This window comes from Yersinia sp. 2540 StPb PI, from assembly GCF_052217165.1.
GTDB classification, from domain to species: Bacteria; Pseudomonadota; Gammaproteobacteria; order Enterobacterales; family Enterobacteriaceae; genus Yersinia; species Yersinia enterocolitica_E.
Genome location: NZ_JAZGQC010000001.1, coordinates 3,861,687 through 3,876,784 on the forward strand (window position 1 = coordinate 3,861,687; position 15,098 = coordinate 3,876,784).

Here is a 15,098-nt window from a genome sequence, read left to right on the forward strand (position 1 = left end):
TTCTTTCACGTCTAGCGGGCAGTATTGTATAGATTTACGTTGATTTTCTCAATGCAAATCTGATTAATGAGAAAAGTATGCATTCCGGTAAAATACATAAAACTCAATAATAATGAAATTTGAAGGACTAAGATAAATTAATATTCCCTTCATCTTTCTACTTTATTAAACATCAGCTATTCATCTTACTGTTATAGCTGGATTGATAAAGGGCGACATCCTCACCGGAAATGTATTTTCTACGTAATGTGGCAGATATTTTATCCATAATCATAACCACCACAACCATTATTAAGGTAATAAACATCACAACATCCCAGTTCCATAAACGCATATTCTCGGCATAAACCAAGCCAATACCTCCCGCCCCCACAAAACCTAATACTGCGGCAGAACGCGTATTTGACTCAATTTGATAAAGGCTTAGCGCTAACAGTGTTGGGAAGGACTGAGTAAAAATACCAAAGCGATGTTTTTGCAAAGCATTAGCCCCCATGGCGGTCAAGCCGCGATTAGGCGATTTATCAACAGCTTCATGCCCTTCAGCATAGAGTTTACCCAACAACCCTATATCTTGCATAATAATAGCTAACACCCCGGCAAGCGGCCCCATACCAACGGCACGAACAAAAATCAGCCCCCAAATTGCCATATCAATGCCACGAAAAACATCCAAAAAGCGCCGAATTATAAAGGAAATAATACGTAATCCTGGTGTCGACATTACGTTGCGTGCGGCTAAAAATGATAGCGGCAAAGCCAGCACCGTCGCGGTTAAAGTCCCTGCGAATACAATTGCCAAGGTAATAAATATCTGACTAAAATAGTATTTAAAGGGCCAATTAATGAAATCATGCCAAACAAACATACGCAAAAAATAGCGGCTTATTTGCTGGCTTCCATTAGCAAATGTCTGCCAAGGGATACCAAAGACTTTAAAGAAAAATAGATAATATAAAAAAATACCGACAGTAATGGCGGTGACTAACCTGATATACCGTTTTTGCTGTAAGAAAAACTGCGGATGTTGCTGTTTTAAAGTCAATATCTGTGACGGTGTTAAATGATGAGCCAACATTATGAAGCTCCTTCCACAACGTGCTGACGTAATTTACCCGAGGTATAATCCAACAGCGATACCACAATAATAATCAGCAGCAATGTCATGCTCACCTGATCATAACGGTCCAATTTTATTGACGTCATCAGCTCCTGCCCAATCCCACCAGCACCAACCAGTCCTAGAATGGTCGATTGGCGGAAATTAATCTCCAGACGCATAAAGCTATAAGAGAGAAATATCGGTTTTACCTGTGGCCACAGCGCAAAACGCATTCGTTGTAATTTACCCGCACCACAGGCCGCCAGCCCACGCACTGGTTTATCAGATGCCGTTTCAAGCGATTCATAAAACAACTTAGTCAGACTGCCAATCGTATGTAATGCCAGTGCCAGAAAACCGGGAATTGCCCCGATACCAAAAGCCATAACAAACATCACTGCCCATGCCAATTCCGGCATGGTGCGTAAAAATGCCACAAAAGTTCGAATAGATAACCGTAACCAAGGCGGGCTTTGAGTATTATTCGCAGCCAGGAAGGCCAAGATAACCGCAACCACCACGGATAAAATAGTGGATGCTACCGCCAATTGCAGTGTTTCCCAAATCAGTGGCAACTGTATGGGTAACCGATAACCCCAATAAGCCAGAGAACCCTCCGTGTGACCATCGGCAAGTAAATTGTGCCAATGGAGTACCGGTATCGTTTCGGCTAGATAATCAAAAAAATGTGGTATGGAAATAAAAACAGTATGTAAATTAAACTCAGCAATACTTCCAGCACCCAGATAAATAATTGCCAGCGTTAATGACCAAATCAACGTTTCACGTTTTTGTTTACCGCGAATCTGCTGGTAGTAGTGGTTAAAATCAGTATTCAAAATAAGCTACCACCTAAAAGCAATAGCTCCGGCAAGCCAGAGCTATTTCGTTTTATCCGCCGGACCGAATTAACGATCACCTTTGGTTAATTCACGCTTCATATCAATGATAGTTTGATACTCGCTGAGGGATGTTTCACCAATATGCTGTTTGCCACCCATCGCTTTAATGAAACAACCGTGATCCTCTTTATCCAGTTTTTTAACCGCGGCGACTAATTGCGCTTTAAATTCAGGCGGTAATGCACTGCGGACAAGAATCGGGCCGTTGGGGATCAGTGGCGACTGCCAGATGATACGGATCTGTTTCATTAAATCCGGGTGATCCATACGAATCATGCGCGTAAATGCACCACTGGTATAACCGGTGTTATAGTCACCGATCATGGAAGCCCAGGTGACAGCACCGGCGAATTGTCCGTTAATGACACCCAGAATATCTTGTTCATGACCACCAGAGAATGTCACGCTAGAGAAGAAGTCGTTATATTTATTATCCGGTGTTCCACCAAATTTCTGTTTAAAACTTTGATTAGGGATTAAAAAACCGGAGGTTGAATCTGGGTCAGCAAAACCGAACGCTTTACCTTTCAAATCTTCAATTTTCTGATAAGGGCTATCCGCTTTCACCACAACCACAGAGTGATAACCGCGTGATTTGTCAGTATCATCGATAGCAATACCTACAATATCAACGGCTTTAGGATCTTTAATATAAACAGAGGCAAAAGAGGAAGGAGACATACTTAATACCAAGTCAATCTTCCCACCTAATAGGCCTTGTATTACGCCAGAATAGTCTGATGCATTATGCAAGTTTGTTTTTACATTTAACTCTTTATCTAAAAACTCTTTGACACACATATTATCGCCAATTTGTTGTGTCGCATTCTGCCCACCAAGAATACCCAGATTAATTTCTTTTGGTGCATCCGCTGCTGTAGCATTAAATACTATCAAACTTGCCACTAATGAGGTAAGACAAAGTACTTTTTTCATTAAAATAACCTATTCTGATAAAGGGATAAGTGGGGATTAATGCAAAAGCTCAGTGGATTCGTCGCTGTAAATATCTTGAATAATAGAATCATTTAACAGTGAAGGATGCCCATCAAAGACAATCCGCCCGTGGGCAATCCCAATCACTCGGGTGCAATAGTCTTTCACCAAATCAACAGAGTGTAAGTTCACAATCACAGCAATATCGTTTTCACTTATTTTCTGTAATGTATTCATAATGCGGGTTGTGTTTTTTGGATCTAAAGAAGCGACAGGTTCATCAGCCAATAATATTTTGGGGTTTTGCATCATGGCGCGGCAAATGGCCACCCGTTGCATTTGGCCGCCAGAGAGATTCTCTGCACGCTGCAACGCATGGGGTAACATATTAAGCCATTGTAATAACTCAATTGCTCTAGCCCGATCTTCATCAGCAAATATTTTGAAAAATGATTTAAACGTGGAGGTGTAACTCAGGCGGCCTAACAAAACATTAGTAATAACATCAAGGCGGGGGACCAAACAGAAATCTTGGAAAATCATGCCGCATTTTGCGCGCCATTTACGCATCTGCTTGGTTGTTAGTGCTGCAATATTTTGCGTATCGCCATTGTCATGGTAATTAATAATTTCACCCGCACTGCTGGGGATCGTGCCATTTAAAACATGTAATAATGTTGATTTCCCGGCACCGGAGCGGCCAATAATTGCAACAAATTCACCGGCATGGAGTTCAAAATTAATATCATCCAGCACGCGGTGTTGTGATTGGTACGCTTTAACTAATCCCTTAACGGCAAGTACCTTCTTACGCGGTTCTTGCACCGCAGCCGGATAGTCAGCCACAGTGAATTTACGTAATGCCTGGCCCATAACATGTCTCTCAGATTGCCTGTCGTCATGAGCTATTAACGGATAATTCTATTGCATCTTGATGAAAGTTTTATGAGAGAAAGGTGACAAAAAATAGCCACCTTTCTTATACTTTACTCAATTACAGGATATTGATGAGTATCTAACTTCTTAATTTACGGTAGACGAACAGTACAACCAGTGAACCAATAACCGCCACGACAAAGCTACCAAAATTAAACCCATCAACTTTGCCCATACCAAAGAAGACACTAATATAGCCCCCCACCAGGGCACCGACCACGCCAAGGATTACGGTCATAATAAAGCCACCGCCATCCTCTCCGGGCATAATCCATTTAGCCAAAACACCGGCGATAAGACCAAAAATAATCCAAGATAGTATGCCCATAAACACCTCCATAAAATTAATATTTGCTGATAACTGATTTGACTACCCACTGTTGTTGATCCGCCTTTCAGCTTTGCGTTCAATCTTAAACATAGGTCTCAGGTAAACATAACGGGCTTAACCTGACAGTCTTAAAGCAGCTAACATCATTAAGTTAAGACCCGATTAACAAAATCTGCAAATCAGACCAGCCAAGTTAAATACAAATCAAATAACCGGCTGTCGCGGGGTGAAAACATGATTAATTCCCTGCTGTTGTAGCTTTTTCAATAAATCATATCCACCATTTGGCACACTATGCGCAAACTCTCGTTCGCTTGTAAAAACAGGGCTGACCCAATACATATTAACCGGATCACCTTGTTGAAGAGGTAGAGTAAGATTGTCTGCATCAGCATATAACGCTGATGATAAAATATAGCCTTCATAACCCTTAGGGGCGACAGCCGACTCCAGTGTATGCCCTTCGCCAAGCCAGGTTATTTTACTCCAGGGAACGTGGGCAAATCCTGCCAGCGCACTGGCCATGTGAATAGCGTTGTCTTCGTTGACATATTGGCTATCAATTGCAATCGCCATTTCCAAGCGCCGGTATTTAGCTGCATCATCATTAAATAATATTTCAACCCATGGCTGAGGACGAATACTGACCCCCACGGTCAGAAAGTAATATATTCCCTCTTTCTCATGTTGAGAGATGGCCATTGGCGGCCACGTCCCCTGATCGATGGCATAATATTTTACCGATGGACCGAAGTGCTGTTCATAATATTGAATATATTCAGCTTGTAATGCAGGCCACGGATTTCCCTCTTCCTGTTGCCAGGCCCGCCAAAATTGACGAGTATGTTGCGCATTGGCATATTGTGTATTCGTTGAAGCTGACCCCAGAGGTAATGTCAGGGGATTATCTTTAATACAACTGGCGGAATAGCAAATTGAGTGATCAATATAGAGGCTCCAGCCAGGAATAATTGCTAACAGTTGTCCCTGATACCACAATGCCGCACCGTCGTCACTTTCAGACCAGACTATCGTAATATATTGCGCATCCAGCTCCGCCTCACCCGCCACATTACGGCAGAACTCTGCGGCTAATCGTGGGGCCAACCCTTGTTCAAGGGCGGTATTATCAGCCGATTGTGGCGCAGCAACCAGATTTCTCACCCAACAAGCACGCACGGGAAAACGCTCTTCAAATGCCTCCTGCGGATAAATATAGAAGTAAACAACCCGATTATCCTGTTGCACCACAGCAACCAATGTCTGGTTTTCATTACTGACTTCGGCCAGTACCTCAGATTCTTTCATATCGCCTCAACTGTATCGGCAAAGGGTTTCAGGCGAAACATACTGTATTGCCTGCTGTAAAATAAGCCTATTAGCGGAACACAGATAATCTCATGCTAATAACTTTAATACTGGTAGTGTAAAGCATGGCATAGTGTAAAACGTCTTATCCCTTTAAATCATCAGCAAAAGTCTCAAAAATACGCCGAATGCGATTATTATTTGAATCTTATTTTTTATAATCGATTCAATATGATCCTATAGTGACCGATCGTAATTATAGACTGTCACCTCAATACCTATAACCAATAGTTGATAGTCTACAGCCTGAATTCACGCTAAAATAAAACCATTATTTCTCGCAGAATTGAGGGTTCACATGGCATATATACCGAAGAATTACACCCGGCTGGAAAGTGGCTATCGGGAGAAAGCACTGAAAATTTTTCCGTGGGTCTGCGGTAAATGTTCACGAGAGTTTGTTTATTCCAATCTGCGAGAGCTGACGGTTCACCATATTGACCATGATCATAGCAATAACCCAGAAGATGGCAGCAATTGGGAGATGTTATGCCTTTTTTGCCATGATCATGAACACTCTAAATACACCGAAGCAGACCAATATGGGTCGACTGTGATTGCCGGGGATGATGCCCAGAATGATCAGGGTGTTGCTACCCATAATCCATTCGCCAACCTAAAGTCTTTGATGAAGAAATAACGCTGTCTGGCCGTGGTATGCAACACGGCCGACATGACATCACCATCGGCTAAAAACCTAATAGCTGCCGGTAAGATTGCGTTTCTTGTTGTTGTGGCAATAGTCCTAATTTATCGGCTAACTGTTGGCATTCGACTTTAAGGCTATCCAGGGCCGTAGCATCATCAGTCATGATGGCTATTTCGGCAAAGTCGCCAAGACCCGCCAAGCTATCAACCGTGACATGAAACTTTCCAATAAAGTAGATACTCCGTATTTTTTCCAGCATAAATGCTGGCTGATAGCCTAACGTCGCCAGCATGCTTTGAACCTTGGTTATATCCTCAATATTGCTGGCCTCACAGCGTTCAGTTCCCGGCCCTTTTACTATCCATAAACGAATACCTGACGGGTTCATCTCACGTAAAACCATACTGACCTGTTTAGCCGCTAAATCACCGCCGTTGGCTTCCAGATAGATATCTTTTTCATGATTATTGAGGGTAAATGGCAATGCTTGATGTAATGCTAGTTGTTCATGTAATTGGCTGATGTTCGATAGATGGAACTTTAACTCAACTTCATATTTACCAACAAAATGCTCACTCATAAATGCCTTACTAATCAGTGTAATCATTAAACCCGATCCTATACCTCATCACGTAATGATCAAAATACTTATCAATATCCCCATGGCTCAACCTAGCCTTGATACGCTGAATAATTTTCTGATTAATCATTAATGTTGGTAATGTTTAAACGGCGGAAATGATGAAGGTTGAAGACAATTTAAGCACTAATAACGAGAGCTAGCTCACAAAGCAAACGATTCATCAGGAAACCCTTTCCTCCCTCATGTTTACTTCATGGCATCCGAAGATGCGGTTTGCTATCAGCCGATACGTGGATGAATGCTAACAAAAGTCAATGCCATTACAGGGAGCGGCACCAATGAATCAATCCAATGATGAAAAAAGGCAAACCTTGCTGAACCAGTTGCAGCAGATTGTGGGTGCGCGCTACTTGCTAACCGGCGAACGGCAGACAGAGCGTTATCGTACGGGTTTCCGCTCAGGAGCAGGGTCTGCTCTTGCGGTGGTGTTCCCTTCGACGTTATTACAGCAATGGCAGTTGCTACAAGCCTGTGTGGCCGCCGATACCATTGTTATCATGCAGGCAGCGAACACCGGGCTGACAGAAGGCTCAACCCCCAGTGGTAATGATTATGATCGACCCATTGTTATATTAAATACTTTGCGCCTCAATCAAATCCAGCTATTAAATGATGGAAAGCAGGTTATTGGTTTTCCTGGCAGTACGCTGAATCAATTGGAAAAACGTCTGAAACCTTATGATCGTGAACCCCATTCGGTCATTGGGTCCTCTTGCATCGGAGCCTCGGTGGTGGGGGGCATTTGTAATAACTCAGGGGGGTCATTGGTTCAAAGAGGCCCTGCCTACACCGAAATGGCACTGTACGCACAGATTGATGCTCAGGGTGAGTTACAGTTAATCAATCATTTAGGAATTAATTTAGGCAATACGCCAGAAGAGATTTTGCAACGGCTGGAACGGGGTAAATATCGTGCCAGCGATATTGCACAAGGTACACAACAAGCCTCCGACCACGAATATGCTACGCGAGTAAGAGATATTGATGCGCCGACCCCTTCGCGTTTTAATGCCGATCCAAGACGATTATTTGAAGCCTCGGGATGTGCCGGTAAATTGGCCGTATTTGCAGTACGGCTTGACACTTTTCCCAGTGAAAAACAGCAGCAAGTCTTTTATATCGGCACCAATCAGACTCAGGTATTGACTGAATTACGCCGTGCAATTTTACGTGACTTTAAACATTTGCCCGTCGCTGGTGAATATATGCATCGCGATATTTTTGATATTGCTGAAGTGTACGGCAAAGATACCTTTGTCATGATAAATAGCATGGGTACCAATAATATGCCCCGTTTCTTTACCCTAAAGGGCAAAATTGACGCGCGGCTTAGCAAAGTTCCTTTTTTAATCGACCATTTAACTGATCGAATTATGCAAGGCTTCAGCCAGGTACTGCCCAACCATTTACCTAAACGCCTCAAAACATATCGGAGTAAATATGAGCATCATTTGATGCTTAAAATGTCAGGTGCAGGTATTCCTGAAGCACAGCAGTTTTTGAAGGACTTTTTTGCGAAGGCGGAAGGTAACTTCATTACTTGTACCGCTGATGAAGGCAAGAAAGCCTTTTTACACCGCTTTGCCGCAGCCGGTGCTGCTGTGCGCTATCACGCTGTTCACGCTGATAAAGTGGAGGATATTCTGGCTCTGGATATTGCGCTACCGCGCAATGAAGAACAATGGTTTGAGACACTCCCGGCAGAAATAGACCAATGCCTGGTCGCCAAACTCTATTACGGCCATTTCTTGTGCCATGTCTTCCATCAGGACTATATTGTGAAAAAAGGTGTTGATACCCAGGCATTAAAACAAAAAATGCTGGCACTGCTGAATGACAAAGGGGCGGAATATCCGGCTGAGCACAATGTGGGGCATCTCTATATAGCCAAACCAGCCTTAAAGGATTTTTACCAACAGATAGACCCAACCAACAGCTTTAATCCTGGGATTGGTAAAACCTCAAAACGTAAATCCTGGCAGAAAGAATAATATCACACCGATACTGGGCTCCATATCAAGTCGAATTAGGCATTATCTGAATTCAAGTCTTCTATCTCCTGAATTCTGCCAAACAAACTATAGTCATAGTCTAGAGCCAACGAGGTTGGTGCGGCTAACAAATGTTAGTCGGTATTAATGCTAAATCTGGGAGACAGAATGAAAATAATACTGTGGATTATCGCCATTATTTTTATTGTCGGGTTGTTGACGATTACTGGTGTGTTTAAATTAATTTTTTAATGGTTATCAGAGAGATGTAAATATCCGCCAATTGCTTTAAGCAGAATTTGCAGCCCGCCTGCAAATTCTGCTATCTACTGACGGTGTTCTCTACCTATTCCGACACCTGAGCTAAACGCCCTTGCGCATCTTTTTGCTGACGATAGCTTTTGGCAGCCCCAGGGATCGGCGCGGCTTTACCGGTTTCCATCCAACTGCGTAGGCGGTTTGCATCTGCAAAATGCGTATATTTACCAAAGGCATCTAACACCACAAGAGCTACAGGACGATTGCCAATGACGGTGCGCATTGCCAAACAGTGCCCTGCTTGATTCGTAAAGCCGGTTTTAGTGAGCTGAATATTCCATTTATCGTTATAAACTAAATGGTTAGTGTTACGAAATGGCAGCGTATAATCAGGGTCACGGAAAGTTGCCATTTTCTCAGTGGTGGTGCTTAGTTGCCCAATCAGCGGGTATTGTTTGGTCGCCACCAGCAACTTGGTCAAATCATGCGCGGTCGAGACATTATCAATCGACAGACCTGTTGGCTCAACATAACGTGTTTTGGTCATTCCCAAAGATTTCGCTTTCGCATTCATTGCGTTAATAAATGCGTTATAGCCTCCGGGATAGTGATGCGCCAGACTCGCCGCAGCGCGGTTTTCCGATGACATTAATGCTAATAGCAGCATATCTTTGCGACTGATTTCACTGTTTACCCTAACCCGAGAAAATACCCCTTTCATTTCTTTAGTTTGATGAATATCTACTGAGATAATCTCATCCAGTGGCAATTTGGCATCCAACACCACCATTGCGGTCATCAGTTTGGTGATCGACGCAATGGGTACCACTTCATCAACATTGTTAGCGTAAATCACTTTATTTGTTTGTAAATCAACCACCATCGCGCTGCCGGATGCCAGTTCCAAGGGCGTTTTCCCTTTAATTTCAGCCGCCCCACCACTGGCAGAGGCTAAAGGAACAACACTGATACCGGTAGATAAAAGCAAAAAACTTAATAGTGCAAAACGGATTTTCACATGCATGTTCGTCAGCTTAGATAGGTTGTCGGGAGTGATTGTGGTTGGTTCGGCGCATTATAAATTACAGTAATGCACGGCGCACCACACATTCTTCAAATGATTGTTACAAAGATTAAAGCTGCCTAATTGCTACTCACCGGTAAACACTTTTCAAAGAAAGGAACAAAGACTTATTGTGAGCATTATTTTGAAAGATAGTGATTGTTTATAAAATAAGCAAGCAGCCATCGTGGCTCAATTTAGGTCAGGATAATTCAATTTTGCTAAATTGTGCGGGATGTGACGTTAATTGGCGGAAAGATTAGCGCTATAAATCTAAACAGATTATCAATAATGACAAAAAAAACGCTTGCTAGACTAATTATTACCCTATAATTGCCAACATAATTTTTAGATATACCCTAAATAATTCGAGTTGCAGGAAGTCGGCAAGCGAGAGACAAATCGGTCGGGAACCGATTTGAACAGCATTTATGCTGCCCGCAGGGTGAGGCTCATTAACCCCGATAAGCTTACATGAGTAAATGATTCGGGTGATTGAACGTAGCCAATGCAGCTGCTACTTGAAGTATGACGGATATAAAACTGATTCATAGGTATTTATATGGGAACAACAATCTTTGGTATTCTCTTTGGTGTATTTCTAATCGCGGCAGGTTTAGCGGATATTCATGATGAAAATCTAGCATCACTAACCTTCTGGGTTGACGCATTGCTGATTCTTGTTGGTGCAGTATTCCTATTGGGTATTGCAAAGTTTATCGGGCGTAAGAAGAAATAGCAGTGATATTTATCAGAAAAGGCCGCGCACGGCCTTTTCATTGTCAGCCTGTTATACCAAATCACTCATCACTAATTGTGCGATTTCAAAGTAAATAATCAGGCCCGTACCATCAATAAAGGTAGCAATAAAAGGTGCGGAGACCACCGCAGGATCAATTGACATCCGTTTTAATACCATCGGAATAATCGAAGAGACAATGGCACTCCACACGGTGATAGCAACAACAGTTAAGCTCACCACAATGGTGACTTCCATCCCTACGCCCAGGAACCAAGCGCGGATCCAGGCCGCCAGCCCAATCGTTGTTGCCACCATCAGAGAAGTAGAGACCTCTTTACGCAATACCGCCCCCACATTGCGCAGACTCACCTCCCCCAAAGCCATGGCTCGTACCAGAGTCGAGGTGATTTGCGTACCACTGTTACCACCGGTTCCAATCAGTAATGGAATAAAGAAAGCCAGCGCGATAGCGGCTTCCAATTGCTCTTCAAACGCTTTCAATACTGTTCCGGTATAAGCTTCTGCCACAAATAACAGTAATAACCATATAACGCGTTTACGCCATAATGTTATCGGGCTAGTTTGCAAATAAGGCTCGTCGAGAGGCAAACTGGCTCCTTGCCGTTGGGCATCCTCAGTATTTTCATCTTCGATCAATTCGGCAATATCTTTCGCCCGTAATACCCCCACTAATTTTCCGTGGCTTAATACCGGAACAATATCCAGGCCGCTTTTTGCCAGTAAACTTGCCGCTTCATGGCGATCTTGATCTGGAGATAGTGAGAAATAGCTCTGATTGATAATTTGGAATACTTTTATATCCGGCTGATCTTCAGTCAGTAAATTCTTAACCGAGAGTAAGCCGACCAAATGCTGCTTGCCATTTGTTACCAACAATTGCGTTGGTATTTCATTATCTGAGATATTCTGCAAGAAATAGGCTTTAGCCTCAGTGACTGACATATCAGCCGATACCGTAATATAAGCATCGCTGATATAGGCACCTAAGGTGGACTCTTTATCTTCGCCTTGATTGGATTGGTTTGGTATTGCTAAATCGAAATGTGAACTCATAAATGACCCTATTACTGTTATAAATTAACTAAACAGTCCTCACATAGGGGCGTAACCAGATTAGAGAGTGCTCAATGGCTATCTCCGTGTCTAAGTTTTAGCACTATACAACGTATCTGATTTCTCAGAAGTTACTTTGGGTTATACCTTAATCCGATATAACCTGTCCTAACCTTGGGCGTCTCTGGACGTCGTCAGATCAGTAACCTGTGTTTGTATAGGAGCCTCGCCTAACGAGATACTGCATTTAAAATGCAGGCACACTATAAACGCGATACTTAAAACAAATCAAAAGAATAACTATTCTTGTTTAAGCTATATTTAAGGTTAGGATTTATATGGCTAATATATAAGTAATAGAAAATTCATACCCGCAGAATAGCCAACGCAATATCTTTTGAGTTTTTTAACGCACGGATTTCACTGAATAAATCTGTGGCTTCAGCATATTCTTTACGTAAATAACCCAACCACTGTTTGATGCGAGCAACATGATACAGGCCGGTATCGCCCTGCTTTTCCAACTGCACATATTTTTGCAGCAGTTTTACCACTTCAGACCAAGCCATACGCGGTTCGTTATACTTCACCACCCGGCTCAGATTCGGTACATTTAATGCCCCGCGCCCTAGCATCACGGCATCACAGCCCGTGACCTTCATGCACTCCTGCGCGCTCTGGTAATCCCAGATCTCACCATTGGCGATCACGGGGATAGTCAGCCGCTGGCGTATTTCGCCAATCGCTTGCCAATTAATGCGCTCGGCTTGATAGCCATCTTCTTTGGTGCGGCCATGTACTGCCAGTTCAGTCGCGCCCGCTTGTTGCACTGCGTCTGCGATTTCAAACTGACGAGCGCCAGAATCCCAGCCCAAACGAATTTTGACTGTGACTGGCAAGTGGGCAGGCACGGCTTCACGCATCGCTTTGGCCCCCTGATAAATCAATTCAGGATCTTTCAGCAATGTGGCACCACCGCCACTGCCATTCACCAGCTTTGAAGGACACCCACAATTGAGATCGACACCGTATGAGCCAAGTTCTACCGCGCGAGCCGCGTTTTCCGCCAGCCACTCAGGATATTGACCCAATAATTGAATACGAACTAAGGTGCCGGAGGGAGTACGGCTTTGATGATGTAATTCAGGGCAGAGACGATAGAAGGATTTTGCTGGCAAAAGTTGATCGACCACCCGTAAAAACTCAGTGATACAAAGGTCATAATCGTTCACTTCGCTGAGGAGTTCGCGCACCAGTGAATCTAATACCCCTTCCATCGGCGCCAATAATACTCGCATGCTAATTACCCTGATCCATTATCCGCACTCGCCCAGTATAAGCGTAAAAAAGACCGGCAATGATACGGGGGAATTGAGGTGTAAAACAAGGAATAACCCAGCAGGAACGCCAATTCAGATGAAAAAAAACCGCCTCAAAGAAGCGGTTTGATCAGCGAAAGGGATTACTGCTTATTCGCCTGGTTTACTGCTACGGCCACGTGAAGCAGGGCCAGCCGGGCGACGTTGACCATCAGCCTGGCTACGTGGGCGACTGTTACGGCTATCGCCGCGACCGGCTGCACCACCGCCATTCTGTGGACGGCCTGCGCTGCTACCACGCCCCATTCCTGGACGTTGTGCGCCACGACCCTGACGACCATTTTGAATCGGATCAGCTTTGATGCTTGGGTCCGGCTCATAGCCATCCAGCGCGATGCGCGGAATTTCACGCTTCAGTAAACGCTCAATATCACGCAACAGTTTATGCTCATCAACGCAAACCAGTGAAATCGCTTCACCGGTGCGTTCCGCGCGGCCAGTACGACCAATACGGTGCACGTAATCTTCTGGTACGTTAGGCAATTCATAGTTAACCACATGGGGTAACTGATCAATGTCCAGACCACGGGCAGCAATATCAGTGGCTACCAGAACCCGGATTTTACCGTCTTTAAAATCAGCCAATGCACGAGTACGCGCGCCCTGGCTCTTATTACCGTGAATTGCCGCGGAGGTAATGCCGTCTTTATTCAATTGTTCAGCCAAATGGTTAGCACCATGCTTAGTGCGGTTAAACACCAACACTTGCTGCCAGTTGCCCTCACCAATCATCTGAGACAATAATTCACGTTTGCGGTTTTTATCCACAAAATGAACACTTTGCGCAATTTGTTCAGAAGCTGTATTGCGGCGCGCGACTTCAACGGAAGCCGGGTTGTTCAACAGCTTGCTCGCCAGACCTTTAATCTCATCTGAGAAGGTGGCGGAGAACAGCAAGTTCTGGCGCTTAGCGGGCAGTTTTGCCAATACGCGACGGATATCGTGAATAAAGCCCATATCCAGCATGCGGTCAGCTTCGTCCAATACCAAAATTTCGATCTTGGACAAATCTACTGCGTTCTGATGTTCCAGATCCAGTAAACGGCCAGGCGTCGCGACTAAAATATCAACACCACCACGCAGTTTCATCATCTGGGGGTTAATGCTAACGCCACCAAATACCACCAGCGAACGTAGCTTCAGATATTTACTGTAACTCTGTACGTTTTCGTCAATCTGCGCAGCCAGCTCACGGGTCGGCGTTAAGATCAACGCACGTACCGGGCGACGGCCTTTAATTGGCTGTTGATCCTGACTAAGCAGTTGCAGCAATGGCAAGGTGAAACCAGCGGTTTTACCGGTACCGGTTTGCGCACTGGCCATTAAATCACGGCCTTCCAGTACCACAGGGATTGCCTGACGTTGAATCGGTGTCGGCACAAGGTAGCCCTGCTCTTCAACAGCACGCAGGATGTCGGCGTTTAGGCCGAGAGAATCAAATGACATATTACAAGAAGCTCCAGATCTTCCCAATCCCAACGATATCGTCAGGTGCAGTTTCAAGGGAAGATTATCAGACGAGGCATGAATTGAGGCATTACCACGAGGATTGGCACAAACTGCAGTGCACCATTGCGGCTGATTGTAGCAGATCTTTAGCAAGAAAAGGGATATTTACACATTTCTTAAGATTTTTATTAGCGCAAACATCAAGAGAATTGATTTATTACTTGTCATTTATCCATCCCTGATCGCAAAAACCAGGCTTTTATCCGCGCTGACTT

At 44.0% G+C, this 15,098-nt stretch carries 15 protein-coding genes and 1 riboswitch; of the genes, 4 read left to right on the plus strand and 11 right to left on the minus strand.

What is annotated here, in order from left to right; translation table 11 throughout:
• Positions 1-172: 172 nt before the first annotated feature.
• The 6 genes from phnE (V1956_RS17955) to V1956_RS17980 all read right to left on the minus strand — a co-directional run bounded on the left by phnE (V1956_RS17955) (position 173) and on the right by V1956_RS17980 (position 5,515).
• Entirely contained in the window at positions 173-1,078 is a 906-nt protein-coding gene (phnE, locus tag V1956_RS17955) for a phosphonate ABC transporter, permease protein PhnE (RefSeq protein WP_442825439.1), read from the minus strand.
• Entirely contained in the window at positions 1,078-1,941 is an 864-nt protein-coding gene (gene phnE, locus V1956_RS17960) for a phosphonate ABC transporter, permease protein PhnE (RefSeq protein ID WP_372558398.1), read from the minus strand. Before phnE (V1956_RS17960) ends, phnE (V1956_RS17955) begins: the two co-directional genes overlap by 1 nt.
• Before the next feature lie 69 nt (positions 1,942-2,010).
• On the minus strand, positions 2,011-2,940 hold the full coding sequence (phnD, locus tag V1956_RS17965; RefSeq protein ID WP_420074576.1) for a phosphonate ABC transporter substrate-binding protein: 930 nt from the start codon (positions 2,938-2,940) through the stop codon (positions 2,011-2,013).
• A gap of 36 nt (positions 2,941-2,976) precedes the next feature.
• The gene (gene phnC, locus V1956_RS17970; RefSeq protein ID WP_083159494.1) at positions 2,977-3,813 is read right to left on the minus strand and encodes a phosphonate ABC transporter ATP-binding protein; all 837 of its coding nucleotides are present in this window, start codon (positions 3,811-3,813) and stop codon (positions 2,977-2,979) included.
• Between the two features lie 142 nt (positions 3,814-3,955).
• Positions 3,956-4,204: a GlsB/YeaQ/YmgE family stress response membrane protein gene (locus tag V1956_RS17975; protein ID WP_083159496.1), complete on the minus strand. Its 249-nt coding sequence runs from the start codon at positions 4,202-4,204 to the stop codon at positions 3,956-3,958.
• A 207-nt stretch (positions 4,205-4,411) separates the two neighbouring features.
• Positions 4,412-5,515 (minus strand): suppressor of fused domain protein, encoded by a 1,104-nt coding sequence (locus V1956_RS17980; RefSeq protein ID WP_372558395.1) that lies wholly within the window; start codon positions 5,513-5,515, stop codon positions 4,412-4,414.
• A 358-nt stretch (positions 5,516-5,873) separates the two neighbouring features.
• On the opposite strand from V1956_RS17980, the gene yajD reads away from it, so the two are divergent.
• The gene (yajD, locus tag V1956_RS17985) at positions 5,874-6,215 is read left to right on the plus strand and encodes an HNH nuclease YajD (protein WP_005189583.1); all 342 of its coding nucleotides are present in this window, start codon (positions 5,874-5,876) and stop codon (positions 6,213-6,215) included.
• Positions 6,216-6,264: 49 nt separating this feature from the next.
• On the opposite strand, the gene V1956_RS17990 is transcribed toward yajD, so the two are convergent.
• Positions 6,265-6,804: a class IV adenylate cyclase gene (locus V1956_RS17990; RefSeq protein WP_372559848.1), complete on the minus strand. Its 540-nt coding sequence runs from the start codon at positions 6,802-6,804 to the stop codon at positions 6,265-6,267.
• A 341-nt stretch (positions 6,805-7,145) separates the two neighbouring features.
• On the opposite strand from V1956_RS17990, the gene dld reads away from it, so the two are divergent.
• Both dld and V1956_RS18000 read left to right on the plus strand, forming a co-directional pair.
• A complete protein-coding gene (dld, locus tag V1956_RS17995) occupies positions 7,146-8,858 on the plus strand; it encodes a D-lactate dehydrogenase (protein ID WP_372558394.1) in 1,713 nt (570 codons plus the stop codon).
• A gap of 168 nt (positions 8,859-9,026) precedes the next feature.
• A complete protein-coding gene (locus V1956_RS18000; protein ID WP_017346848.1) occupies positions 9,027-9,110 on the plus strand; it encodes a membrane protein in 84 nt (27 codons plus the stop codon).
• 94 nt (positions 9,111-9,204) lie between these two features.
• Here the strand turns inward: V1956_RS18000 and pbpG are convergent, their stop codons facing one another.
• Complete coding sequence (gene pbpG / locus V1956_RS18005) at positions 9,205-10,140, minus strand: D-alanyl-D-alanine endopeptidase (RefSeq protein WP_372558393.1); 936 nt, start codon at positions 10,138-10,140, stop codon at positions 9,205-9,207.
• A gap of 601 nt (positions 10,141-10,741) precedes the next feature.
• Between pbpG and V1956_RS18010 the strand changes: the two genes are divergently transcribed.
• Complete coding sequence (locus tag V1956_RS18010; protein WP_005189574.1) at positions 10,742-10,918, plus strand: hypothetical protein; 177 nt, start codon at positions 10,742-10,744, stop codon at positions 10,916-10,918.
• 51 nt (positions 10,919-10,969) lie between these two features.
• On the opposite strand, the gene V1956_RS18015 is transcribed toward V1956_RS18010, so the two are convergent.
• The 3 genes from V1956_RS18015 to rhlE all read right to left on the minus strand — a co-directional run bounded on the left by V1956_RS18015 (position 10,970) and on the right by rhlE (position 14,820).
• Entirely contained in the window at positions 10,970-11,995 is a 1,026-nt protein-coding gene (locus V1956_RS18015) for a magnesium transporter (RefSeq protein ID WP_372558392.1), read from the minus strand.
• A gap of 75 nt (positions 11,996-12,070) precedes the next feature.
• A riboswitch (M-box (ykoK) riboswitch) is annotated at positions 12,071-12,240 on the minus strand.
• A gap of 120 nt (positions 12,241-12,360) precedes the next feature.
• Positions 12,361-13,293, minus strand: coding sequence for a tRNA dihydrouridine(16) synthase DusC (gene dusC / locus V1956_RS18020; protein ID WP_372558391.1), 933 nt, complete (start codon positions 13,291-13,293; stop codon positions 12,361-12,363).
• Between the two features lie 171 nt (positions 13,294-13,464).
• A complete protein-coding gene (rhlE, locus tag V1956_RS18025; RefSeq protein WP_372558390.1) occupies positions 13,465-14,820 on the minus strand; it encodes an ATP-dependent RNA helicase RhlE in 1,356 nt (451 codons plus the stop codon).
• Positions 14,821-15,098: the final 278 nt, after the last annotated feature.